The organism is Arthrobacter sp. UYEF36 (assembly GCF_040547025.1).
Classification (GTDB): domain Bacteria; phylum Actinomycetota; class Actinomycetes; order Actinomycetales; family Micrococcaceae; genus Arthrobacter.
This window is the reverse complement of sequence record NZ_JBEPOX010000014.1, coordinates 71,446-95,373: the sequence shown is the minus strand read 5'-3', so window position 1 is coordinate 95,373 and position 23,928 is coordinate 71,446. Positions and strand designations below refer to the sequence as shown.

The window sequence follows — 23,928 nt, the reverse complement described above, 5'->3', positions numbered from 1 at the left end:
TTCTCGAGCCAGGTAGCCACGCTCTGGGACCGCTCGGCGGCCTGACGGATAAGGTCTGTTGCGACGCCGGGCTGCTCGGAGGCGTCGGCCATGGTGGTCAACTCCGAGGAGATGGAGCGGATGCCCTCAGCGGCCTTCCGCTGCTGCGTGCCGGCCTGGTCGGACAGATCGGACTTGGCCTGGAGCAGCAGGCTGCGGGCGTTGGTTTTCACTTCGGCGGCGACGTTGGCGGCCTCCGCCTTGGCGGTTTCGGCCACGGCTTTCGCGTCACCTGCGGCGTGGCCCGCCACGGCTGCCGCTTCGTCTTTCGCTGCATCTTTGGTGGAGACGGAACCCGCTACACCGCCGGAGGGCACTGTCCCGACGCTCGGGTACTCATTGGCGGGCGCAGCAGGAGTCGTCTGGAGCCATTGGTTTTCTGTCATCGTTGCTCTCTTTCAGGAAGGGTCCGCAGGTGAAACGTGAATCCGCGGCGCCGGTGAATTAGTAAGCACGGTTACTAACTCAATAGTAAGCACACTTCCTGTTTGTTTCGCAAGACTTAACTTTCTTTCAATACGCCCACCTCGCCCGAAGATCTGTCGAGGCCAGGAGCGAGTTCACGCATTGCCGGCAGTCGGCGTCCACTCGGAGCGAAGAAAAATACTAAGTAAGCTTGCCAAGTGCTTACTAAGCATGCTTATGGTGGAGTCATGCAGCGATCCACACGGAGCCGTTGCAACCCCAAACCGCACCACAGATCCAAGGAGACATCATGCTCGCCAAGGAACATATCGATGACCTGCTTCAGCGCAACGGGAACGTCCTGACCAACGATCGGGACAAGATCGGATCCATCGGCCAGATTTACGCCGACGACGACAACGGCCAGCCGACGTGGGTCACGGCCAAGACCGGGCTCTTCGGCACCTCCGAATCCTTCGTCCCGCTGGAAGGGGCCCGCGTCGAAGGGGGCGACCTCCTCGTCCCGTACACCAAGGACCAGATCAAGGACGCCCCCCGGGTGGACACCGACGGGCACCTCGATCCTGCCGAGGAGGACCGGCTCTACGCCCACTACGGCCTGAGCGGCGGAGGCCGGACGTACACCGACGCCACAGCCGGCCGGGACGCGGACCACCGCGAAAAGGACTACGCCGATACCGACCGCGGCACCGTAGGCCGCGACACCTCAGGCCCCACGACTGACGATGCCATGACCCGTTCAGAGGAACGCCTGAACGTCGGCACCGAACAGGAAGCCACCGGACGGGTGCGGCTGCGCAAGTACGTCACCACGGAAAACGTCACCCAGACCGTTCCGGTACAGCGCGAAGAGGTCCGGATCGAACGTGAACCCATCACGGACGCCAACCGTGGGGCGGCGATGTCCGGCGCCGGCATCAGCGAGGAAGAGCACGAAGTCGTCCTCCACGAGGAACGCCCCGTTGTTGAGAAGGAAACGGTCCCGGTCGAACGCGTCCGTCTCGAGAAGGAAACCGTCACCGACGAAGTAACCGTCGATGAGGAAGTCCGCAAGGAACGCATCGAAACGGACGGCGACGACAACACGCGCCGATAAGCGATGGCGGCAGGCCAGGGTCCCGGCTGATGCCGGCCCTGGCCTGCCTCCCTGCTTGACCGTTGTCCACCCCAAGGAAGGCCGACATCTGTTCCGCCCAAGGAAGGCCGGCATTAATGCCCCTCGACCCCCAGGACCACGTCCGGGACGGCTACCTGCTTCTCACTACAGCTGCCCGCCTAGTTCAGCGCCGCTTTGACGAGGCACTCGCACCACTGGGCCTGACCCGGGCCGCGGTCATCGCGCTCAAAGCCATGTCGCACCATCCCATGAACCAGGAACAGCTTGCGGCCGTGGTCCACGTCCAAAGCCAGACCCTTGGCCGCGTCCTGACGCGTCTGGAAGCGGACGGCCTGGTCACGAGGACACGAGACCCACTGGACCGCCGCCAGTTCCAGGTTGAGATGACCGACGCGGGGGAAGCGGCCCTCTGCGCAGCCCGGGAGGCTGAAAGCGCTGCCCTTCCCTCAGACTTCGACGGGTGGGAAATCCTCCGGGAACAGCTCTCCCGATTTGTAGCTTCCTTCTCAGCTCCCCGGCAACCACGGGATTCGACCCGCAACTGATCCACCGGCATCTGGAATTCGGCCCACCCGTCTGTGATGAGTCTCACGAGCAATAATGCGAAATCAGCTTGAGACGATTGCGCCGCGCTGTGCACTATGGAAAGGCACGGCAGGGACGGAAACTTCCCGGCCGTGGCCGCCCTGATCTCTCAGACGCTCCTCGTCTGCTGCGGACCAGCGGCACAGTTTTATCATCCTGGTGACGCAATGAGGCCAAACCGGTGAGCTCGCTGAGCCGCCAACGGTCCCGGAGCGTTTCCGGTTTGGCTTTACGGCGGCTCCGCATCGGTGCGGCAGCCGGACACCCGGATCCCTGAATGGAAGCACTGAACAATGACGTTTGAAACTGCCACCTCTGTCACCCACAAGCTCTGGGACCGCTCCACGATGCACCACGAGCTGGACTCCCTGATCCACGACCTCTCGGTCCGGCACAACACCCCGAAGAGCAACATCGCGGTCCACGCCAGCGGCCCCAGCACGTTCACGCTCAGCCTGAACCACGGAGCAGCCAACCTCGAGTCCGTCTCCTCCTAGCACCACAGCCACGACGCATCACCACGACGACGGCGGGAGTCTCCCGCCGTCGTCGTCGTCGTGTTTTCAAAAGCAACGCCGTGGGAGGTCATATCCGGTCCGGCCCGCCATCCTGCTGGCACACTGAGCCGATGACCGAACCTCCCCACCAGTCCCGACGGCCCGGCATCCGCGCCGCGATGTTCGTTGACTTCGACAACGTCTACACCGGCCTGCTGGCCCTGGACCCGGCCGCCGCCAAGCGATTCGCCGAGGATCCCAAGCATTGGACTGAAGCGCTGGCCGACGGCGGGACGGGCGAGGACTCCCGGCGCTTCCTGATCCGCAACTGCTATCTCAACCCGGTGGTGTACTCCAAGTACCGGACCTACTGGACCCGGGCCGGTTTCCGCGTGATCGACTGCCCGTCACTGACGCAACGGGGAAAGAGCAGTACGGACATCAACCTGGTGCTCGATGCCATGGACGCCCTGTCCGGCAGCGGGGGCATCGACGAGTTCTTCATCGCCTCGGCCGACGCCGACTTCACGTCCCTGATCCAGCGGTTCCGGGCCGCTGACCGGATGACCACGGTCATCGCCGCCGGCGCCGTGGCCTTCGCCTACCGGGAGATGGCGGACCATGTGGTGGAGTCCCACGACTTCGTCGCAATCCTCAACGGCACAACGGTGGAGCCGGTTCATACGGTGGAGTCCCCGAAGCAGCAGCACGTCCCGGCCACAGCAAAGGCGAAAACCAAGGCAGCCTCACCCGCGGTCCGTGATGTCCTGGACTTCGTCCGCAACGCTCCGGGACCGGTGGTCGGCGCGATGGTGGCCCACCGGGCCCTCACGGCTGACCCGTCCCTGAAGACTGACTGGGGTGCCTTCGGAAAGTTTGGGACCTGGGTGGCCCAGATCGGCCAAAACGTCGAATATTCTCCAGCACAGGGCGGTTGGGTCTGGGACGCCAAGCGGTTTTCGAGCGAGGACCTGCCTGCCCCGGCTGACGTGCAGCACGGCATCGAGGAGCAGGTCACCCGGGTGACGGATGTGCCGGCACTTTCGGGCGCCCAGTTCCGCCAGGTGTTCCTGGCCATGGCGGCCAGGCTTCGGGAGCATCCGCTCAACCGCACCGAACTGTCCCGGCTTGTCCGGGATGATTGCGTCAGCGCGGGCCAGCCGGTCTCCCGCAACGCCGTGAACTTTGTCCTTCAAGGCCTCGCGTACGCCAATTTCCAGCTCACCGACGAGGCGACCGCGGCCGGCCTGGCATCAGCCTGGACCGCGAACGTGGAAGAACTCTGCCGGGTGGCTCTGCTGGAGTTCGACGCCGCCGAGAAGCTCGCGGTGCGGCGCTGGGCCAGCGGCGGGCTGCTGGAGTCCACGCAGGCTGGCAGCTCCCCCACCTAGCGAACAGCTTCACAAGGTTGCGGCTTCTTCCTGCGCCAGCCTGATCATCCGAAGTTCGTCCTCCACCGCGCGGGAAGGCCAATAGTCCTTCGCCAGCTCTCCTGCCCGGGTTCGATCTGCCGCCGGGAAGAGCTTGCCGAGCAGCCCCGCGGCGTGCAGCAGGGCGATCAGCGCGGTGATCCTGTCGTCGGGCGCCGTGGCGTCAGGCTTCGCCGCGCCAGACGCCTTGGCATCAGGCTCCGCAGCGCCAGTCACCCCGGCTTCGGGCGCCTGGGCATCCGGCGCCTGGGCATCAGGCTCCGCGGTGTCAGGCGCCTCCGCTTCAGGCTTGGCGGGAGCCGACGGCGCACCGCTGAGTGCCGTTTCGATCTTCTGCAGGAGCGCAGCTTCCGGACCGTGGTCCCTCTCCGGGTACCGCGTGGATTTGAACAGACCAAGGTGTTTTTCGCCGACCTGTTCCACGATGCCCCGAGACGCCATCTGCTCGTAGACACGCTGCACCTCGGCCCGGCCCTCCAGCATGGAGACCCACCGCTTGGGGGTGTGGCCCCGGGATTTGCCGCGGATGAGCTCCAGCTCGCGCTGGAAGTCCGTTGGCGGGGCGGCGCCGGTGGCCCTGACGTTCTTGCCCTGCAGCTCGATGGCACCGAGCAGGTCCAGCTCGGCCAGTATTGCCCCGGCCAGGGTGGTCCTGAGTGCGAACACCGGCACTTCAGGTTTGCCGTCCTTGTCGTTCGTTGCCAAAAGCAGGAAAGCCTGGGGAAGGCTCAGGTCCGCCGCTTTGGGCGTTTCAGGTGTCTTAGCATCCATACGCTCATGGTGGCGCAGTTCCGCTGCCACCACAATGAGGATTTAGACCCGGCTGCAGCGGAACCGCCCGCCGCCGTCCGCCTGCTTTTGGGGCGGCGCTGAAGGACCCGGCCGGACTCAGCCCCCTCACAGCTCAGACGTGCTGATCTACGAGTACCTCTGTTGCTCCACTCTCCAGAGTGGACGGATCCTACCGACCAAGGTACCCGAGGGGGTATACAGCTATACCCCTAGGGGTATAGAGTGATTATCGCCACAGTGTTCAAAAAGCTCCAGAGAGGCGTCTATTCCATGACTATGCACCACGAGATCCTGATCATCGGAGGCGGCAACGCGGGACTGAGCGTTGCCGCCCGCCTGCGCAATGCGGGGCGGACTGATATCGGTGTGATCGAGCCGAGCGAGCAGCACTATTACCAGCCGCTGTGGACCCTGGTCGGCGGTGGCGTCGCCAGCCAGAAGGAAACAGTCCGTCCCCAGGCATCCGTCATGCCCCAGGGGGTCGCCTGGATCAAGGACGCCGCCGCGGACATTGATCCTGAACACCGCAGTGTCGCACTCTCCTCCGGCGGTTCCGTCACGTACGACTATCTGGTGGTCTGTCCCGGTATCCAGCTGGACTGGGACAAGATCCCGGGCATGGCCGAAGCCATGGAATCCCCAGCCGCGTCCAGCAACTACCGATACGACCTGGCACCCAAGACTTGGGACATGATCCGGAACCTGAAGTCCGGGACCGCCATTTTCACTCAGCCCTCGGGTCCGATCAAGTGTGCCGGTGCCCCGCAGAAAATTGCCTACCTGGCAGCCGACTACTGGCGCAAGCAGGGGGTGCTGGACGACATCCGGGTCGTCATGGTTCTGCCAACGCCGGGCATGTTCGGGGTCAAGGTGTTCGCCGATGAGCTGGAGCGGGTGGTTGCCAAATACGGCATCGAAGTTCGCTTCAACAGCGAGATGACCTCGGTGGACCCGGCCTCCCGCGTCGCGGTGATTACGGACAACGCGGCGGGTACGGAGGAATCGCTGCACTACGACCTGCTCCATGTCGTGCCGCCGCAGTCGGCCCCGGACTGGCTCAAGCGCACACCGCTGGCAGATCCGGCCAGTCCCGCCGGCTACGTCGACGTCGACAAGCACACCATGCGGCACAAGCGCTACCCGGAAATTTTTGCCCTGGGCGACGCCGGGTCCACGCCGAACTCGAAGACCGGAGCGGCGATCCGCAAGCAGGCCCCGGTGCTGGTGGAGAACCTGCTGGCCGCCCTCGACGGCGGAACCCCGTCGGCCCAGTACGGAGGGTACGCCTCCTGTCCGCTGACCACAGCACGGGGGAAGATGCTGCTGGCCGAGTTTGACTACACGCTCCAGCCCGCCCCCAGCATCCCCTTCATCGACACCACCAAGGAACGCACCGACATGTGGCTGCTCAAGCGCTACGCGCTGCCGTTTATGTACTGGAACCTGATCCTTAAGGGGCGCGTCTGAAACCTTGGCGTTAGTGTGGGCGCATGGAGATGCGCCTCGAAGTCGTGCAGGTGCCGGTAGCGGATGTTGACCGGTCAAAGTCGTTCTACACAGAGAAGCTGGGCTTTGTCCTTGACCACGATGTGGAGCACATCTCCGGGATGAGGGTGGTGCAGCTGACACCGCCGGGTTCGGCGGCTTCGATCGTCATCGGTACCGGAATGACCGGCATGACGCCGGGCACCCTCGAGGGGCTGCAGCTCGTTGTGCCTGACATCGGCGCGGCGCGCGCCGAACTCCTGGGCCGGGGCGCCGACATCAGCGCGGTCCAGGACATGGGCGGAGTGCAGTTTGCCTTCTTCGCTGATCCGGATGGAAACCGCTGGGTCATCCAGGGCGCAACGCCTCCGGCCGTCAGGGACGCATTCCGGTAATAACCGGGATAAGTCGCAGCCAGGACCTGAGCCCAGGACGGCCCCAGCGGTTGTGCTACATTTCGGCGCATGATCTCGCACCCGACACGCCACGACGCCGACAGGCCCGCCGCCGCCGCTATCGGGCTGCTGGCCGGGCAGGGCTATGACACAACGTCGGTTGACGACCTCGCTGACGCCGCGGGCATGAGCCGCAGCACCTTCTTCCGGAAGTTCGGGTCCAAGGAGGACGTGGTTTTCGCGGACCACGAGCGGATCCTCCGGCAGGTGACCGACCGCCTGGCGGAAACGATGCTGGAGCCGCTCGCAGCGATCGAGGACGCGGCGCTGCTGGTCTTCAACCACCACCTGCGGAACCCGGAAACCTCCCGCGCGCGCTATGAGCTGATGCAGGCCGTGCCGGCACTCCGGGACCGGGAGCTGGTCACCTCGCACCGGTACGAGAGGGCGTTCGTGCTGCACCTGCTGGATAAACTGCCCGACGCCGAGCAGCGTGAATACACGGCTGTCGCCTTCGCTGCCGCAGCGGTTGCCGTGCACAACGCCTTCCTCCGGCGGTGGCTCCGCGCGGCACCCGCCGCCCAGGAACCCGAGACGGCGGACCGGGACAGATCAGCTGAGCTCGCGAACGAACTCCGCGCCCTCTCCGGGATCTTCCGGCCGGTGTTACTCGGCACTGCCCCCTCAACGCCTGCGTCCCCGGCCGTCGTCGTGACTGTCCTGGCAGAAGGGGCCGACAAAGACGCGATAATCCAGGCAGTCCGCGACGCCCTGGACTGACTCCACTCCTTGTGGAACTGAGTTTCTTGACGTGGAACGGAGTTTCAGGGCATCCTTGGTCGACGTGGTGTGAGCCACAGCACGCGGGCGGCGAGGTCCCGCCGCCGAGACAGAGGACGAGCACATGACGACGACGTCGCCCGGTTCCGGGTTCACCGCTGAAGGCGCCGTGGGTCAATTTCCCGCCGGCACCGTGGAACCCGACTACGTCCTGACCGAGGCCCTGGGCACAGACCCCGCGTCTGTGTTCGCCGGTATCGACGACGGCGACCGTGCCTATTGGGACCGGGCCCGCGGCTTTGTCCAGGATGAGGTCCTTCCGGTCATCAACGGCTACTGGGAGCGCGGCGACTACCCGGTCCACCTGCTCCGGCGGCTCGGCGAGCTGGATCTGCTGCGGGACGGTGTCGCCGTTGACGGTTTCGCCCCGATGAGCCGGATGGCCGCCGGCCTGGTGAACATGGAGATCAGCCGCGGCGACGGCTCGGTGGCAACCATGATCGCGGTCCAGGGAGGCCTGGCACTGCGCTCCATCGCGGAGTGCGGGTCGGCGGAGCAGAAGGAGCACTGGCTTCCGGCGGTCGCCGCCGGCAAGGAATTCGCCGCCTTCGCGCTGACGGAGCCCACCCATGGCTCGGACGCAGTGGCGCTGGAATCCACCGCGACCGGCACGGCCGGCGGTTTCCTGCTTAACGGCGAAAAGAAGTGGATCGGCAATGGCTCCGTCGGCGGAGTGAGCGTGGTGTGGGCCAGGGGCGAGGACGGCCAGGTTCACGGCTATCTGGTACCGCAGGACTCCCCCGGCTACGCCGCGACCAAAATTGAAGGCAAGCTGGCCCTGCGGGCCATCTGGCAGGCCCACATCCGGCTCGAGAACGTCTTTGTTCCGCAGGAGAACGTGCTGCCGGGGGCACGGACCTTCAAGGACACCGCGCGGGTGCTGCTGGCCACCCGGCTGGGCGTCGCCTGGTCCGCCGTGGGGCATGCCACCGCGTGTTACGAAACCGCGGTCCAGTACGCCCGGCAGCGGGTTCAGTTCGGCCGGCCGCTGGCCGCCTCCCAGATCGTGCAGGAACGGCTGGCCCGGATGCTCAGCGAACTGGCCACCATGCAGTTGATGGTGGTGCAGATGACCCGCCTCGATGAAGAAGGTTCGCTTACGCCCGAACAGGCCTCACTCGCGAAATATACCTGCACCCGCATCGCCCGAGGCATCGCCTCCAATGCCCGTGATCTCCTCGGCGGCAACGGCATCTTGCTGGAGAACCGCGTCGCCCGGCACCTGGCCGACACCGAGGCCATCCACACTTACGAAGGCACCGAAACCATGCAGGCGCTCATCATCGGGCGCGGTATCACCGGACTTTCCGCCTTCGCGTAATCCACCCTGTGCTTGCCACCCCGAAAGGACTCTCTTGAACCAGAACGCCAACATCCCCGTCATCCTCAGCGGCGCCCGGACCCCCTTCGGCAGGTTCCGTGGCGGCCTCACGTCCTTCTCCTCCAGCGAACTCGGTGCCCACGCCATCCGCGCCGCGCTGGACCGGGCCGGCGTCGCCCCTCAGCAGATCGACGCCGTGATAGTCGGCCAGGTCATCCAGGCCGGCGCCGGCCAGGGCCCGGCGCGGCAGGCCAGCCTGGCAGCCGGCATCGGCTGGGACGTGCCCACCGTCACGATCAACAAGCTCTGCCTCTCCGGCCTGACCGCCGTGATCGACGCGGCCCGGATGATCCGCGCGGGGGAAGCCGATTTCATCGTTGCGGCCGGCCAGGAATCCATGACCAACGCCCCGCACCTCGTGCCAGGGCTCCGCGCCGGCGTCGTCATCGGGGAAGCCCCGATGCTCGACTCCCTGAACCACGACGGGCTGCAGGACCCGGTCAGCGGCAAGCTGATGGGCGAAGCCACCGACGCCGGCAACGCCGAGCGCGCCATCACCCGCGAAGAGCAGGACGCCGTCGCGGCCCGCTCCCACCAGCGAGCCGAAGCGGCACGCGCCGCCGGGGTATACGCCGAGGAAATCGCTCCGATCGAGGTGCCACAGCGCAAGGGACCCGCGCTGACGCTCGAGCACGATGAGGGCATCCGCCCGGATACGACGGCCGAATCCCTGGCGCAGCTCCGTCCCGCTTTCTCGAAAGATGCGACGGCCACCATTACCGCAGGGTCCTCCTCCCCGCTCTCAGATGGTGCCGCCGCCCTGGTGATTGCCAGCAAAGCGGCAGCCGAGGCGGCAGGGCTCGAGTGGATCGCCGAAATCGGCGCCCACGGCCAGACGGCGGGACCGGACGGGTCCCTGCATTCCCAACCTGCCCGTGCCATTGAACTTGCCCTCAAACGGGAGGGCCTCTCCGCGCAGGAGCTTGATCTCGTCGAGATCAACGAAGCCTTCGCGTCCGTGCTCATCCAGTCCGCCAAGGACCTGGGCATCGAGCCGGAGGACATCAACGCCGAGGGAGGCGCCATCGCCCTCGGCCATCCGGTCGGGGCATCGGGCGCGCGACTGGTGCTGCACCAGGCGCTGGCGCTGAAGCGCCGCGGCGGAGGGACCGGCGTCGTCGCGCTCTGCGGCGGCGGCGGCCAGGGCGACGCCCTGATCCTGAAGGCATGACCATCCCTACGAAGAAGCAGGCCATGAAGACCACCACTCCCGAAGAAGGCTTCGGCACCATCTCCGTCGCAGCCATCCTGGCCGAGTCCGCCCGCAGGACGCCGGACCGCGCCGCCCTGATCGTCGGTGACGATGAAACCAGCTACGCCGACCTCTGGCAGGGGACCCGCGCCTACGCCGGGGCCCTGCGGGCGCGCGGCATCGGGCCCGGGGACGCCGTCGCCGTGCTCATCCCCAATGTTCCGGACTTCGCCCGGGTCTATTACGCCATCCTGTCGCTGGGCGCCATTGTGGTTCCGGTGCACGCCCTGCTGAAGGCACGCGAGATCGACTACGTGCTTCAGGACAGCGGCGCCCGGATGCTGGTCTGCGCCGCTCCGCTCCTCACGGAAGGCGCGGCCGGTGCCGCCTCTGCCGGCGTCGAGCTCCTGACCGTGATGGCGCCGGACGACGGCGGGCTGCCGCGGCTCGAGGACGAGGCCGCCGCGGCCGAGCCGATCACCACTTACGTCCCCTGCCGGCCCTCGGACACCGCCACCATCCTGTACACCTCCGGGACCACCGGCAAACCAAAGGGCGCCCTCGGCACCCACTTCGCCCTGGTGGAACAGACGTCCGTCATTCTGACGTCCGTCATGGACTTCAAGCCCGGCGATGTCCTCTTCGGCGGGCTGCCGCTCTTCCACACCTTCGGCCAGACAGTCGTCCTGAACGCGGGGCTGCGGGCCGGCGTCACAATCGTTCTGATGCCCCGTTTCAGCGGCGAGGGCGCCCTCCAGCTGATGGCCCGGCACAACGTCAATATTTTCCTCGGGGTGCCCACCATGTATGTGGCGCTGCTCGAAGCGGCCAAGGCCGTGGACGTCCGCCCGGACACCCTCCGCTATGGCATCTCCGGCGGCGCCTCCCTCCCCCTGACCGTCATGGACAAGTTCCGGGACGTGTTCGGCGTCGAAATCCACGAGGGCTACGGCCTGACCGAAACGTCGCCCGTGGCTGCGTTCAACCACGTCGGCACCCCGCCCCGGCCCGGCACCATCGGGACGGCCATCTGGGGCGTCGACATCGAAATCGCCCGCGCCGAAACGGGCGAAAGCATTGAGCTGCTGCCCGCGGGCGAACTGGGCGAGCTGGTCATCCGCGGACACCTGCTGATGAAGGGCTATCTCAACCGGCCGGAGGCCACCGCCGAGGCAATCGTCGACGGCTGGTTCCGCACCGGGGACCTGGGCACAAAGGACGACGACGGCTACCTCACCATCGTGGACCGCAAGAAGGACATGATCATCCGCAACGGCTACAACGTGTACCCCCGCGAGGTGGAGGAAATCCTCCTGACCCACCCGGACGTGGTCAGCGCCGCGGTCTACGGCATCCCGCATGACGTCCACGGCCAGGAAGTCGCGGCCGCGATCGTGCTGGACGCGGGAGCCACCGCCACCGCGACAGACTTGATGGAATTCGCCAGCTCCCAGCTCGCCGCGTACAAGTATCCGCGCGTCATCAGGTTACTCGCGGAGCTCCCCCTCGGGCCGAGCGGAAAAATCCTCAAGCGGAACCTGGCCACCGAGTCCGTCGGGGCCTAGAAAGTCCCCAGCAGAGCGGACTTGGGAATCCCGCAGACTGAAAACACCCGAGCCTAGCAAACAGCTTCACAAGGTTGCGGCTTCTTCCTGCGCCAGCCTGATCATCCGAAGTTCGTCCTCCACCGCGCAGGAAGGCCAGTAGTCCTTCGCCAGCTCTCCTGCCCGGGTTCGATCTGCTGCCGGGAAGAGCTTGCCGAGCCCGGCGGCGTGCAGCAGGGCGATCAGCGCGGTGGTCCTGTCATCGGGCGCCGTGGCGTCAGGCTTCGCGGCATCAGGCATCGAGGCATCAGGCTTCGCGACGTGGGGTCAAGGTCTTCGCCGATGGCTGGAGCCGGTGGTTGCCAAATACGGCATCGAAGTCCGATTCAACAGCGAAATGACCTCGGTGGACCCGGCCTCCCGCGTCGCGGTGATTACGGACAACGCGGCGGGTATGGAGGAATCGCTGCACTACGACCTGCTCCATGTCGTGCCGCCGCGGTCGGCCCCGGACTGGCTCAAGCGCACACCGCTGGCAGATCCCCGGTGCTGGTGGAGAACCTGCTGGCCGCCCTCAACGGCGGAACCCCGTCGGCCCAGTACGGAGGGTACGCCTCCTGTCCGCTGACCACAGCACGGGGGAAGATGCTGCTGGCCGAGTTTGACTACACTCTCCAGCCCGCCCCCAGCATCCCCTTCATCGACACCACCAAGGAACGCAGCGACAAGTGGCTGCTCAAGCGCTACGCGCTGCCGTTTATGTACTGGAACGACGACGGCGGGAGTCTCCCGCCGTCGTCGACGCATCCCCGAGGCAGGGCCGCCGCGCAGTCCGGCCAATCCTGCACTCTTGACTTTCCTAGAGGATCTAGGAAAGTCTCTGCGGGCGATAGAATCACGCTATGACGACGTCACCCAGTACGCCACCGCCAGGTTTCTCGCGACGTATCCTCCGGGATGAGGTGTACGACTACATCGTCGACGTTCTGCTCGAAGGAGGGCTGGAGCCCGGCTCATCCCTGAACATCGACTCGCTGGCACGCCAGCTCGACGTCTCCCCTACCCCCGTGCGCGAGGCCCTGGTGCAGCTTGAGCACACCGGCCTCGTCCGGCGCGTCGCACTGAAGGGCTACAAGGTCGCCCCGCCGCTCAGTGAAGAGCAGATGAAGGAACTCTTCGACGCCCGGGAGGTCGTGGAGGTCGCGGCAGTCCAGCGCGCCGCCGGGCATCTGGAGGAGTTGCTGCCGGCGCTGGAAGATGCCCACGAAAAACACCGCCAGGCCGCGGAGCTGTTCCAGGGCATCGAACCTGCCGGCCGGACTGCCGGCTATCGCAAGTATTTCGAGGCCGACTGGAACTTTCACGAAACCATCCTGCGCAACTGTGGAAACCGTTACCTGCATCAGATGGCCGAGTCCACGAGCACGCACACACACCGGATGAGGCAGAGTGCGAGCGAAGGCTCCGACGACACCGCCCTGGCGCTTGCCGAACATGAAGCCGTCCTGAAGGCCTTCCAGCGCGGCGACGTTCCGGCTGCAGCCCAGGCGATGGCAGTCCACATCTCGAATGCCCGGACGCGGGCGCTCAATAACGACCAGCCGTAACTTTCAGATACCTCCACCCCACCTGCTTGCATCTGGACATGACCAATGTCACACTCATTCGTAGATCCAATAGGATCTTGGATCGAGTCCCTCCGGGGATCCGCTTTGGTTGTCAAAGGAGATAAGAAGTGACGAAAGTATCCAAAGTTGTTGGCATAACCGGGATCTGCGCGGCAGGGCTGCTGGCCCTGACCGGATGCGGAGCATCCAATGCAGGCGCAGCCCAGGGGCAGGCGTTCACGCCCAAGGGCGACGTCACCATGATCGTGCCTTTCGGAGCGGGCGGTGGCAGTGACCTTTCGGGCCGGGCCATCGCGTCCGGCCTGGAGGACATTGCAGGTGTCAATATCAACACGGAGAACCGTGAGGGCGGATCCGGAGCTGTTGGCTACGCCAGCTTCCTTGCCCAGGACGGCAAACCCGATCACCTGCTCGCCACCGAAACTGCGATGCTGGCCCTGCCGCTGACCCAGGACGTTCCCTTCACCTACGAGAGCTTCACCCCGATCATGAAGCTGGGCGATGACTACACGCTCCTGACGGTCAGCCCGGATTCGCCCCATCAGACCTGCGAAGACGTCGTCAAGGCCGCGGGCAGCGGCCGGGTCATTGCCGCCGTCTCCGGCTCCACCAGCCTGGACCAGATCGTCTTCACCCTGATCGAGCAGGAAGAAGGCATCAAATTCGACCGGGTTCCCTACGAGTCAGGCAACGAGGTGGTTGCCGCACTCCTGGGCGGCCAGGTCGACGTCATCTCAGTGAACCCCGGTGAGGTTCTTGGCCAGCTGGAGGCCGGCACCCTCAAGCCCCTGTGCGCCCTTGCGGACAAGCGGTATGAGCTCGAAGCCCTGAAGGACATCCCGACGGCCACCGAGCAGGGAATTGATGTGTCCTTTGCGCAGTTCCGTGGCTTCATCGCCCCGGGCAACATCACGGCCGAACAGAAGCAGTACTGGATTGATGCGGCCAAGAAGTTCGAGCAGACCGACAACTACAAAAAGTACATCGAGGAGAACGTCCTGCAGCCCAATGCGGTCTACGGGGACGACTTCAAGACCTACCTTGCCGGAAACTCCGAAGCCCTCGCCAAAGTCCTGGGCAAGTAACCATGCACTCCGCTATCCAGAGGTTTGTGCCTAATGCGGTCATCATTTCCCTGGGCATCGCGGCCGCAGCAATGGGTGCCGGGTACGGCGTGCTGGGCGACGACGGCCGCATCGGGCCTGGCTTCCTCCCAACGGTCGCCGGCGCTTTGATGGCGTTCTTCGCGGCCGTGAACATACTCACTTCCGGGAGGAAGCAGACAGCGACCCTGGACAGCGTGGTGGAGGAGCAGATTCCGGGGATCGATCACGGGGAAGCCTCCCCGGAGCAGGGCGCGGCCGGCGGGGACCCGGACATCTACGGCCGCACCCAACGCCAGCGGGACAGAATGCTCTGGACCGTCATCGGCATCGTGCTCGCCACGGTCGTCCTGGTTCCGCTGCTCGGCTTTATGCTCGCCTTCGCGGCCATGCTCCTGGTGATTGCTGTGGTCGTCGAACGGCGCAAGGTCCTGCCCTCTGTGATGGTCAGCGCAGTCACCCTCGCCGTCACGTACGCCATCTTCGTCATGTTCCTCCGAGTGCCGCTGCCCCAGGGCATCCTCGGAATCTAGGAGAACTCAATGCTGGACAATCTCATGCTCGGGTTCTCAACCGCGCTGACCTTCGAAAACCTTCTCTGGTGCTTCGTTGGCGTTCTCGTGGGCACTGTCATCGGTCTGATGCCGGGCCTCGGTTCGACGACGGGCATCGCCATCCTCATCCCCCTGACGCTGGGCATGGAACCGGTGACGGCACTTATCATGCTCGCCGGCATCTACTACGGCGCCCAGTACGGCGGCACCATCACCTCCGTACTCATCTCCACGCCCGGCGAGGCCGCCAGCGTGGTCACCACCCTGGACGGATATCAGATGGCCCGGCAGGGACGGGCCGGCTCCGCCCTGGCCATCGCCGCCATCGGGTCCTTCATCGCTGCGATCATTTCACTGGCGCTCCTCATGGCGCTGGCACCTCCGTTCGCCCAGTTCGCGTTGAACTTCGGGCCGGTGGAGAACCTCGCGATCATGATCCTGGGCCTGATCACCGTGGTGAGCTTTGCCGGCGGATCGATGTCCAAGGGCCTCATGATGGTGACCGCCGGACTCCTCATCAGCACGGTGGGCATCGCGTCCGGGTTCAGCCAGGCGCGGTTCACTTTCGGCAACGTCAACCTGCTCGGCGGCATCCCGTTCGTTGAGGTCATGATCGGTCTCTTCGCCCTCGGCGAGGTGCTGCACCAGATCCGCGTCGGAGCTGCCGCCCCCATCCGGGCGCGGTTCAAGGACATGGTCATCAGCCGAAAAGAACTCACCAAGTCAATGCCGTCAATCCTCCGCGGCAGCTTCATCGGCTTCCTGCTCGGCTGCCTGCCGGGCGCCGGATCCACCCTGGCGTCGTTCCTGTCCTACGGGGTGGAGCGCCGCGTCTCCAAGAACAAGGACAACTTCGGCAAGGGCGCGATTGAAGGCGTGGCCTCACCTGAGAGCGCCAACAACGCTGCAGCCAACGCCAACTTTGTTCCCACCCTGGCGCTCGGCATCCCCGGCGGCGGCACCACGGCGGTCCTCCTCGGCGCCTTCACGATCTACGGGCTTCAGCCGGGGCCGCTGCTCTTCGAACAGCAGCCCACCCTCGTCTGGGGACTGCTCGTCTCGTTCTTCATCGGCAACGTCATGCTGCTGGTGCTGAACCTTCCGCTCGCGCCGGTGTTCGCCCAGATGCTGCGGATCCCCTATGCCTACCTCTACCCGATCATCATCCTCACCAGCCTCGTTGGCGCCTACTCCGTCAGCAACAACATGTTCAGCGTCTGGCTGGTGGTTATCTTCGGCATCGTGGGGTTCTTCATGAAGGAACTCGACCTCCCGATCGCCCCGCTGGTTTTGGGCCTGGTCCTCGGGCCGCTGCTGGAGAAGTCGCTCGTCCAGACCTCCGCGCTGGGCCAGGGAAGCTTCATGATCATGTTCCAGAGCCAGATCTCCGTATCAATCCTGTTGCTGGCAGCCCTGCTCGCCGCGGGGCCCTGGCTTATCGGCCGCTTCAAGTCCACGCCTTCGGACGCAAAGGAACTTACCCATGTATGAGAGCACCAATTGGCCCATCGCCGCTGCACTGCTGCAGTTCCCGGGAACCAAGCCGGACGGCACATCGGTGCAGGACGAGCCGGCCGAGGGATGGGCCCAGACACTCCGTGAAGTACGGAACGTGGGGTTCGACGCCGTCGACCTCACCGACAGCTGGCTGAAGCCCGCCGACCTGCCCGCCCACCGGCTGGCGGAGTTCCAGGACGTCCTCAAGACCACCGGCCTGACCGCGCCTGTCCTGTCCATCGTGCGGACCAGCGTGGTGGATCCGGTGAACGGGGCAGCCAACTTCGACTACACGCTCCGCTCCATCGAAGCCGCTGCAGAACTCGGGGCGGGCACCCTGTCCCTTGGCCTGCACCAGCAACTGACGCCAGCGCAGCGCCAGCGTCTGTGGTTCTGGACCGCGGACGGCGCCGGTGATCCGCCCGGCGACGCCGACACCTGGCAGCTGGCTGTGCAGCGCTTCCGTGAAATCGGCAGGAGAGCCGCCGACTACGGCATGCTGGTGTCCCTGGAGCTCTACGAGGACACGTATCTGGGCACCGCGGACAGCGCGGTGCGCCTCATAGAGGACATCGGCCTGGCCAACGTGGGCATCAACCCTGACGTCGGCAACCTGGTCCGCCTGCACCGGCCCATCGAAAGCTGGCAGGAGATCCTGCACAAGACCCTGCCCTACACGAACTACTGGCAGGTCAAGAACTACTTCCGCGACGAAAACCCGGACACCGGGTCCGTCACCTCAAGCCCGGCGCCGCTGGAACTGGGCTTCATCAACTACCGCCAGGCCGTGCGCGAAGCACTCTCCGCAGGCTTCAACGGAGTGTTCTGCTGCGAGCACTACGGCGGCGACGGCCTGGGTGTCAGTGCCATGAACCAGCGCTACCTCCGGACGCTGCTGGAGTCCGCGCTGCAGTCGGGCAGCACTGCCCCCTACCTCAAGGAAACAGTCTCATGACAGCCCTGCAGTCAGACGCGTCCACCTTCGCGGCGGACATGCTCGCCGGATTCGAGGCAGCCAACCGCCAGTATGTAAAAGCCGTCGACGGCGGTGTGGTGCGGTCCACCGTCATCCCCGACGGCAGGGTGGGCCTGGTGGTCGGCGGAGGATCCGGGCATTACCCCGCCTTCGCCGGCCTGGTCGGGCCGGGACTCGCCGCCGGCGCAGTCTGCGGCAACATTTTCGCCTCCCCCTCCGCCTCACAAATCTCGCGCATCGCCCGGACCGTCCACCGCGGCGCCGGCGTCCTCCTGGGATACGGGAACTACGCCGGCGACGTCCTGCACTTCGGCCTGGCCCAGGAACAGCTCCGCGCCGCCGGAATGGACGTCCGTTCGATTGCCGTGACCGACGACATCGCCAGCGCACCCCGGGACGAACTCCATAAACGCCGGGGCATCGCCGGGGACCTGACCGTCTTCAAGGTGGCCGGAGCCGCCGCCGAAGCCGGGCACAGCCTGGATGACGTGGAACGGATCGCGTTCCGGGCCAACCACCGCACCCGGAGCCTGGGCGTCGCGTTCTCCGGCTGCACCCTGCCCGGCGCCACCAAGCCGCTGTTCACCGTGCCCGCGGGCACGATGGCCGTGGGAATGGGGATCCATGGTGAGCCCGGGATCTCGGAAGCGCCCCTGCCTACCGCCGATGAGCTGGCCACGCTCCTGGTCACCGCGCTGCTGCAGGACACCCCCGACAACCCGGGCAACCGGGTCGCCGTCCTCCTCAATGGCCTGGGCACGGTGAAGTACGACGAACTGTTTGTCCTCTTCGGCAAGATCAACGCCCTGCTGCAGAACCAGGGCCTGGACGTGGTGCAGCCCGAATGCGGCGAACTGGTCACCAGCCTGGACATGGCCGGCGTCTCGCTCACGCTGTTCTGGCTCGACGACGAACTGGAAGCACTCTGGGCAGCGCCCGCGGACTCGCCCGCCTTCCGCAAAGGCAGCATCAGCGCGGCACCGGACCTCACGGTTCAGGAAGACTTTAACGTCGACGCCGGGTCCCCCCTTGAGAGCGAGGCCCTCATCGCCGCCGCACCGCTCGGCGCCCGCCTGTTCCGCGCCGTGGACGAACTCCTGACCGCGGCGGAACAGGAACTCGGTGACCTCGACGCGGTGGCCGGCGACGGCGACCACGGCATCGGCATGGCCAGGGGCGCGCAGGCTGCCGCGCGTGCCGCGGACCGCAGCGCGGCCCGCGGAGACGGCCTCGCCGCCGTCGCCCGCGCCGCCGGCGAAGCCTGGGCCGAGCACGCCGGCGGAACATCCGGAGCCCTTTGGGGCGCCGCAATCTGCGCGGCCTCCGCGTCCCTGCTGCGGACCACCGATCTTTCGCAGGACACCGCCCTGGAAGCCGTCGACTCCGCACTCCTGGCCATGCGGTCACTCGGCAAAGCCGAACCCGGGGACAAAACAATGATCGACGCCTTTGTCCCCTTCGCCGGCTCCCTCCGGGCCGGACTGGTCGACGGGCTCACCCTGGAGCTGGCCTGGGATAACGCCGCGGCTGCAGCCACCGCCGCCGCCGCCGCGACGGCCGGGATGCGGCCGAAGCTGGGCAGGGCCCGCCCCCTGGCGGAAAAGAGCCTGGGGCACCCCGACGCCGGAGCCGTATCCCTCGCCATGGTGGTCAGCACCATCGGCCACAGCATGATGAAGGAAGGCACCCATGGATAAGAAACTGCAAGATAAGAAACTGCGGATCGTCATCGGATCCGACGACGCCGGGCTCGAGTACAAGGAAGCGCTCAAAGCGGACCTGCTGGACCACCCCCTGGTCGGCGAGGTAATCGACGTCGGCGTCACCGGAACCGAATCCACCGACTACCCCCACATCGCCGTCGAGGCCGCCCACAAAATCACCGAAGGACTGGCTGACCGGGGACTGCTGATCTGCGGCACCGGCCTCGGTGTGGCCATCGCCGCGAATAAAGTCAAAGGAATCCGGGCCGGAACAGCGCATGACAGCTACTCGGTCGAACGGCTGGTGCTGAGCAACAACGCCCAGATCCTGACCATGGGCCAACGCGTGATCGGCCTGGAACTGGCCCGGCGCCTGACCGCTGAATGGCTCCACTACACCTTCAACCCCGCCTCCGCGTCCGCCGGCAAGGTCGACGCCATCTGCTCCTATGAGGAAGTAACAGCATGAACCCCACGTCCCCGCTCCCCCGCATCGCACTCACCCTTGGCGATCCCGCCGGCGTCGGCCCGGAACTGGCCGTCAAGCTGCTGGCCAAACCCGAAACGACCCGGGTCGCCGAGGTCTACGTCCTTGCCGACGCAGCCGAACTCGAAGCGGCCGCCCAGGCGGCCGGCGTCGAAATCCCGCTCAGCGACACGCCCAGGCCGGGGTTCGCGGTCCTCCTCGACGACAATTCGGCCCCGGCGGAACCGATTCCGGCCAAGCAGGTCTCCCGGGAGGCCGGCGCCCGCACCCTCCACCAGCTCCAGCGGGCCATGGCTATGGCCAACGCCGGTGAGGTGGAAGCCATTCTCTTCACCCCGCTGAACAAGTCCAGCCTCAAACTCGGCGGAATGACCGAGGAGGATGAACTGCGCTGGTTCGCCAAGGAACTGAGCTTCGAGGGCACCACCAGCGAACTCAACGTCCTGCCTGGGCTCTGGACTGCCCGGGTCACCTCCCACATCCCGGTCAGCGAGGTGGCAGCACGCATCACCGCGGAAAACGTCCGTAACGCCATCCGGCTGCTGCACTCGGTACTTGCCGACTCCGGCCTCCGGGAGCCCCGCATCGCGGTCTGCGCCCTGAACCCGCATGCCGGTGAAAACGGCAACTTCGGCCGGGAGGAAATCGACCAGATCGCGCCCGGCATCGACGAAGCACGCACTGAGGGAATCAACGCCACCGGGCCCTTCCCGTCCGACACGGTGTTCCTCGCGGCCAAGCGCGGGGACTTCGACGGGGTGGTGACGATGTACCACGACCAGGGACAGATCGCGATGAAACTCATCGGGTTCGACCGGGGCGTCACCATCCAGGGCGGCCTGCCGATCGTCATCGCGACCCCTGCGCACGGCACGGCGTTCGACATCGTGGGGAAGAACATCGCCACCCTCGGCGCCACGGAACACGCCTTCGAACTCGCCGCCGCCATCGGTTCCCGTATCCGTGCAGCGAAGGTCGCCGTCTGAGATGACCACCAGGAGCATCACCATCGGTATCAGCACCAAAATGTACCTGGGCTACCGCGAGTCCCAGGTGTGGCTTGGCGCCGTCGCTGCCCTCGCCAGGGCCTGCGAGCCGGTGCAGACCGGTCAGGTGAAGCTCTTCGTGGCGCCAACGTTTCCCGTCCTGGAAACCACTCTGGAACTGACCCGCGGAACTCCCGTCCAGGTGGCGGCACAAAATGCCTCGGACCAGGATTCCGGCGCCCTGACCGGCGAAGTCAGCCCCGTGGTCCTGGCGGAAATGGGGGTGGAACTGATCGAACTCGGTCACACCGAGCGGCGCCGGCAGTTCGGTGAGAGCGATGAGCTGGTCGCAGCGAAGGTCGCCGCTGCCCAACGCAACGGGCTCCAGCCGCTGCTGTGCGTCGGAGAGAACGCCCGGGTTGCCCCCAAGGAGGCGGCCCGGGCGTGCCTGGAACAAATAGGAGCGGCCAACATCAATCCGCACGGGACGGAACCGGTCATCGCCTACGAACCTGTGTGGGCGATCGGCGCACCCCAGCCCGCGGACCCGGACTACGTCTGCGCCGTCGCGGACCAGCTCAGGCAGGAACTGGGCACCGAAACCACGCTGTTGTACGGCGGCAGCGCCGGCCCCGGCCTGCTGCCCCGGCTCCACCCCCACGTCGACGGGCTGTTCCTGGGCAGGTTCGCCCACGATCCCCGCAACATCGCACTGATCCTGGAGGAAGCAACGCTGCTGGTCTCAATGGCAAGCGGATCGAGTCCCGCGACGGCGTTCTGACGTGGACGACGGCGGGACCAGGATTCAGGGGAGAATGGAAAACATGACCCTTACGACGTTCGCCCTTGTCCGCCATGGTCAGACGGACTGGAACGCCCAGCGCCGGCTGCAGGGGTCAACCGACATTCCACTGAATGACGTCGGCCGCGGCCAGGCGCGCGACGCCGTCGCCGTTCTGTCCGGCTACGAGTGGGACGCGATTGTGTCGTCGCCTCTGGGCCGTGCCGCGGAAACCGCCGACCTCATTGCGGCAGGGCTGGAACTCGGCCCCGCCCGCCGGGTACCGGAACTCACCGAGCGCAGCTTCGGCCCCGCAGAAGGCTTGCAGGACGGTCCCGAACTGGACGTGCTTCGAATTCCCGGTGGTTTCCGGGGCGCAGAAAGCGAGGACGGTGCGGCCCGCCGCGGGTTGACGGATGGCAGCTCGAGTACTTCAACGGCGTGAGGCTTGTCGCCGGCATACCGGGCTGAGCTTGGACGGCCCCGGCTCAGCGGCGGCCGGCATCCGGCCGCCACTTTGCATCACGCGAGGTCGTCGACCGTGACGACAATCTTGCCGCGCGTATGCCCTTCCATGTTGAGCCGGAAGGCGTCGGCCGCCTCCGGCAACGGGAACGTCCGGGCAACCTCAACGCGGATGTTGTGCTGGTCCACCAGATCGGCGAGCTCCTGCAGCTGCGCGCCAACGGGGTTGACCCACATCCAGGTGCCGCCACGCTGCTCGACGTCGCTGTCCGCGATAGAGGCGTGGCGGCCTCCGTCGGCCAGGACAGCCAGGGTCGCGTCGAGGTTCCCGCCCACGAAGTCGGCGACGACGTCAACGCCGTCGGGTCGCAGGGCGCGCACCCGTTCCGCGAGTCCTTCGCCGTAGCTGACGGGCTCGGCCCCGAGCGAGCGCAGGAAGTCGTGGTTCCTTTCTGAGGCGGTCGCGATGACCCGGGCGCCCAGCGCCGCGGCGATCTGGATGCCGAGGGACCCGACACCGCCGGCGCCGCCATGGATCAACACGGTCTCGCCCGCCTTGAGGCCCAGTCGGGTCAGGACTTGATAAGCCGTCAATCCCGCCAGGGGAAGACCGGCGGACTCGTTCCACCCCAGGGACGCCGGCTTGCGGGCGAGGAGCCGTTCCGGCAGGGCAATGTATTCAGCGAAACTGCCGCCGTGGACGTAGTCCTTGCGGCCGTAGGAAATGACTTCATCGCCGGGCTCGAAGTGCGGCGCGTCGATTCCTACTGACTCGACGACGCCGGCCAGATCCCACCCGGGTACCGCGGGGAACTGCAGGTCCATGGCCGCGTCCAGGTAGCCGGCCATGATCTTCCAGTCGACCGGGTTAACCGATGCCGCCTTCACCTTGACCAGGACCATCCCCGGCCCGACCTTCGGCATCGGTTCCTCCGTCAGCCCGAGGACGTCGGGGCTTCCGTATTCGCTGTAAGTAATTGCTTTCATGTAATGCTGAACCGCCACTCCCGGGACACTATTCCGCAACCGGCCGGTAAGTGCGGTGTCTCACCGTGCCGCCCGCTGGGCTAGTCGCCGAGGAACCGCCGTGGAGCCACCACCGGCCCTCGGACGCGAGGCAACCAGGGGTACTGCAAGCCTCGACACGGACTCTGTCAGGCAAGGAGGTTCCCACTTTGTAGACTCAATGGAGATTCACCGTCTCCTCCATAGAGACGTACCGCCACAGGAAGAGCCATCAATGAAGATTATCGTCCTAGTCAAGGAGGTTCCCGACACGTACGGGGACCGAAAACTGAACCTGGAAACAGGCCTCGCCGACCGGGAAGCCAGCGAGGCAGTCATTGATGAGATCGGGGAGCGGGCCTTGGAGCTGGCACTGAAATACGCCGACGCGAACGCGGGCACCGAGGTCGCGGTCCTCTCCCTCGCTCCCGAGGGTGCCACGGCAACGATACGCAAGGGGCTTGCAATGGGCGCGGGAAGCGCCTCCCACGTCTCTGACGAGGCGCTCCGGGCTGCGGATCTTGGACTTACCGCTGAAACCCTCGCAGCAGCGATCCGTCACGTTGAGTTTGACCTGGTGATCACCGGCAACGTCTCCACCGATGGATCCGGCGGCATGATTCCCGCGATGCTCGCGGAATTGCTGGACGTCCCGCACGCCACCGGCCTCAGCTCCGTGGAGATCAGCGACGGCGCGGTATCTGGCACCAGGCCCGTTGACTCCGGCGTGCAGACGGTATCAGCGCCCCTGCCCGCGGTGATTTCCATTACCGAGGCGCTTCCCGGGGCTCGCTTCCCCAACTTCAAAGGCATTATGGCCGCGAAAAAGAAACCCCTTGAGGTGCTCACCCTCGCAGACCTCGGGATCACGGCCGACAACCCGGAGGCGGCGCGGTCGATCATGCTGACCATTGCAGAGAAGCCCCCGCGTGCGGCGGGCATCAAGATCGTTGACGAGGGTGATGCCGGCGAAAAGCTCGCTGACTTCCTTATTGAAAACCGACTGGCGTAAGGAGTAAC

General features: G+C 66.0%; 24 protein-coding genes and 2 pseudogenes. 22 read left to right on the top strand and 4 right to left on the bottom strand.

Features of this window, described 5'->3' with window-relative positions; all coding sequences use genetic code 11:
• Positions 1-425, bottom strand: a pseudogene (locus ABIB29_RS18335) (hypothetical protein); the annotation flags it as partial.
• Positions 426-754: 329 nt separating this feature from the next.
• Here ABIB29_RS18335 and ABIB29_RS18330 point away from each other — a divergent pair.
• From ABIB29_RS18330 to ABIB29_RS18315, 4 genes are all read left to right on the top strand, one after another.
• Positions 755-1,561: a YsnF/AvaK domain-containing protein gene (locus ABIB29_RS18330; protein WP_354174251.1), complete on the top strand. Its 807-nt coding sequence runs from the start codon at positions 755-757 to the stop codon at positions 1,559-1,561.
• A gap of 116 nt (positions 1,562-1,677) precedes the next feature.
• Complete coding sequence (locus ABIB29_RS18325; protein ID WP_354174249.1) at positions 1,678-2,127, top strand: MarR family winged helix-turn-helix transcriptional regulator; 450 nt, start codon at positions 1,678-1,680, stop codon at positions 2,125-2,127.
• Between the two features lie 333 nt (positions 2,128-2,460).
• Positions 2,461-2,664 (top strand): hypothetical protein, encoded by a 204-nt coding sequence (locus tag ABIB29_RS18320; RefSeq protein ID WP_354174248.1) that lies wholly within the window; start codon positions 2,461-2,463, stop codon positions 2,662-2,664.
• Between the two features lie 131 nt (positions 2,665-2,795).
• Positions 2,796-4,055 carry an NYN domain-containing protein gene (locus tag ABIB29_RS18315; RefSeq protein ID WP_354174246.1) on the top strand — a complete coding sequence of 420 codons (1,260 nt, stop codon included), beginning with the start codon at positions 2,796-2,798 and terminating at the stop codon, positions 4,053-4,055.
• 9 nt (positions 4,056-4,064) lie between these two features.
• Here the strand turns inward: ABIB29_RS18315 and ABIB29_RS18310 are convergent, their stop codons facing one another.
• Positions 4,065-4,865, bottom strand: a complete 801-nt coding sequence (locus ABIB29_RS18310; protein ID WP_354174244.1) for a GOLPH3/VPS74 family protein — start codon at positions 4,863-4,865, stop codon at positions 4,065-4,067.
• A gap of 291 nt (positions 4,866-5,156) precedes the next feature.
• On the opposite strand from ABIB29_RS18310, the gene ABIB29_RS18305 reads away from it, so the two are divergent.
• The 6 genes from ABIB29_RS18305 (at position 5,157) to ABIB29_RS18280 (ending at position 11,744) form a co-directional block, all read left to right on the top strand.
• Entirely contained in the window at positions 5,157-6,353 is a 1,197-nt protein-coding gene (locus ABIB29_RS18305; RefSeq protein ID WP_354174243.1) for an NAD(P)/FAD-dependent oxidoreductase, read from the top strand.
• 23 nt (positions 6,354-6,376) lie between these two features.
• Positions 6,377-6,766, top strand: a complete 390-nt coding sequence (locus ABIB29_RS18300) for a VOC family protein (RefSeq protein WP_354174242.1) — start codon at positions 6,377-6,379, stop codon at positions 6,764-6,766.
• Between the two features lie 69 nt (positions 6,767-6,835).
• Positions 6,836-7,546, top strand: a complete 711-nt coding sequence (locus tag ABIB29_RS18295) for a TetR/AcrR family transcriptional regulator (protein WP_354174241.1) — start codon at positions 6,836-6,838, stop codon at positions 7,544-7,546.
• 124 nt (positions 7,547-7,670) lie between these two features.
• Complete coding sequence (locus ABIB29_RS18290; protein ID WP_354174240.1) at positions 7,671-8,927, top strand: acyl-CoA dehydrogenase family protein; 1,257 nt, start codon at positions 7,671-7,673, stop codon at positions 8,925-8,927.
• A gap of 34 nt (positions 8,928-8,961) precedes the next feature.
• Positions 8,962-10,158, top strand: a complete 1,197-nt coding sequence (locus ABIB29_RS18285) for an acetyl-CoA C-acetyltransferase (protein ID WP_354174239.1) — start codon at positions 8,962-8,964, stop codon at positions 10,156-10,158.
• On the top strand, positions 10,155-11,744 hold the full coding sequence (locus tag ABIB29_RS18280; RefSeq protein ID WP_354174238.1) for a long-chain-fatty-acid--CoA ligase: 1,590 nt from the start codon (positions 10,155-10,157) through the stop codon (positions 11,742-11,744). Before ABIB29_RS18285 ends, ABIB29_RS18280 begins: the two co-directional genes overlap by 4 nt.
• Positions 11,745-11,810: 66 nt before the next feature.
• On the opposite strand, the gene ABIB29_RS18275 is transcribed toward ABIB29_RS18280, so the two are convergent.
• On the bottom strand, positions 11,811-12,023 hold the full coding sequence (locus tag ABIB29_RS18275) for a GPP34 family phosphoprotein (protein ID WP_354174236.1): 213 nt from the start codon (positions 12,021-12,023) through the stop codon (positions 11,811-11,813).
• Positions 12,024-12,275: 252 nt separating this feature from the next.
• Here ABIB29_RS18275 and ABIB29_RS18270 point away from each other — a divergent pair, with 252 nt between their 5' ends.
• The 11 genes and pseudogenes from ABIB29_RS18270 to ABIB29_RS18220 form a co-directional block, all read left to right on the top strand.
• The gene (locus tag ABIB29_RS18270; protein WP_354174235.1) at positions 12,276-12,629 is read left to right on the top strand and encodes a hypothetical protein; all 354 of its coding nucleotides are present in this window, start codon (positions 12,276-12,278) and stop codon (positions 12,627-12,629) included.
• Entirely contained in the window at positions 12,626-13,330 is a 705-nt protein-coding gene (locus ABIB29_RS18265) for a GntR family transcriptional regulator (RefSeq protein ID WP_354174233.1), read from the top strand. Before ABIB29_RS18270 ends, ABIB29_RS18265 begins: the two co-directional genes overlap by 4 nt.
• A gap of 128 nt (positions 13,331-13,458) precedes the next feature.
• Positions 13,459-14,436, top strand: a complete 978-nt coding sequence (locus tag ABIB29_RS18260) for a tripartite tricarboxylate transporter substrate binding protein (protein WP_354174231.1) — start codon at positions 13,459-13,461, stop codon at positions 14,434-14,436.
• Between the two features lie 26 nt (positions 14,437-14,462).
• Positions 14,463-14,987 carry a tripartite tricarboxylate transporter TctB family protein gene (locus ABIB29_RS18255; protein ID WP_354174230.1) on the top strand — a complete coding sequence of 175 codons (525 nt, stop codon included), beginning with the start codon at positions 14,463-14,465 and terminating at the stop codon, positions 14,985-14,987.
• 9 nt (positions 14,988-14,996) lie between these two features.
• On the top strand, positions 14,997-16,499 hold the full coding sequence (locus ABIB29_RS18250) for a tripartite tricarboxylate transporter permease (protein ID WP_354174228.1): 1,503 nt from the start codon (positions 14,997-14,999) through the stop codon (positions 16,497-16,499).
• On the top strand, positions 16,492-17,460 hold the full coding sequence (locus ABIB29_RS18245; protein ID WP_354174227.1) for a sugar phosphate isomerase/epimerase family protein: 969 nt from the start codon (positions 16,492-16,494) through the stop codon (positions 17,458-17,460). Before ABIB29_RS18250 ends, ABIB29_RS18245 begins: the two co-directional genes overlap by 8 nt.
• Complete coding sequence (locus tag ABIB29_RS18240; protein WP_354174225.1) at positions 17,457-19,178, top strand: dihydroxyacetone kinase family protein; 1,722 nt, start codon at positions 17,457-17,459, stop codon at positions 19,176-19,178. Before ABIB29_RS18245 ends, ABIB29_RS18240 begins: the two co-directional genes overlap by 4 nt.
• Positions 19,171-19,653 carry a ribose-5-phosphate isomerase gene (locus ABIB29_RS18235; protein WP_354174223.1) on the top strand — a complete coding sequence of 161 codons (483 nt, stop codon included), beginning with the start codon at positions 19,171-19,173 and terminating at the stop codon, positions 19,651-19,653. The genes ABIB29_RS18240 and ABIB29_RS18235 overlap by 8 nt, the downstream gene beginning before the upstream one ends.
• On the top strand, positions 19,650-20,657 hold the full coding sequence (locus ABIB29_RS18230) for a 4-hydroxythreonine-4-phosphate dehydrogenase PdxA (RefSeq protein ID WP_354174221.1): 1,008 nt from the start codon (positions 19,650-19,652) through the stop codon (positions 20,655-20,657). Before ABIB29_RS18235 ends, ABIB29_RS18230 begins: the two co-directional genes overlap by 4 nt.
• A gap of 1 nt (position 20,658) precedes the next feature.
• Positions 20,659-21,438, top strand: coding sequence for a triose-phosphate isomerase family protein (locus ABIB29_RS18225; RefSeq protein WP_354174219.1), 780 nt, complete (start codon positions 20,659-20,661; stop codon positions 21,436-21,438).
• A 43-nt stretch (positions 21,439-21,481) separates the two neighbouring features.
• A pseudogene (locus ABIB29_RS18220) lies at positions 21,482-21,850 on the top strand (histidine phosphatase family protein); the annotation flags it as partial.
• A 110-nt stretch (positions 21,851-21,960) separates the two neighbouring features.
• On the opposite strand, the gene ABIB29_RS18215 reads toward ABIB29_RS18220, so the two are convergent.
• Positions 21,961-22,890, bottom strand: a complete 930-nt coding sequence (locus ABIB29_RS18215; RefSeq protein WP_354174218.1) for an NADP-dependent oxidoreductase — start codon at positions 22,888-22,890, stop codon at positions 21,961-21,963.
• A gap of 253 nt (positions 22,891-23,143) precedes the next feature.
• Between ABIB29_RS18215 and ABIB29_RS18210 the strand changes: the two genes are divergently transcribed.
• Entirely contained in the window at positions 23,144-23,920 is a 777-nt protein-coding gene (locus tag ABIB29_RS18210; RefSeq protein ID WP_354174258.1) for an electron transfer flavoprotein subunit beta/FixA family protein, read from the top strand.
• The last annotated feature ends 8 nt before the right edge of the window (positions 23,921-23,928 follow it).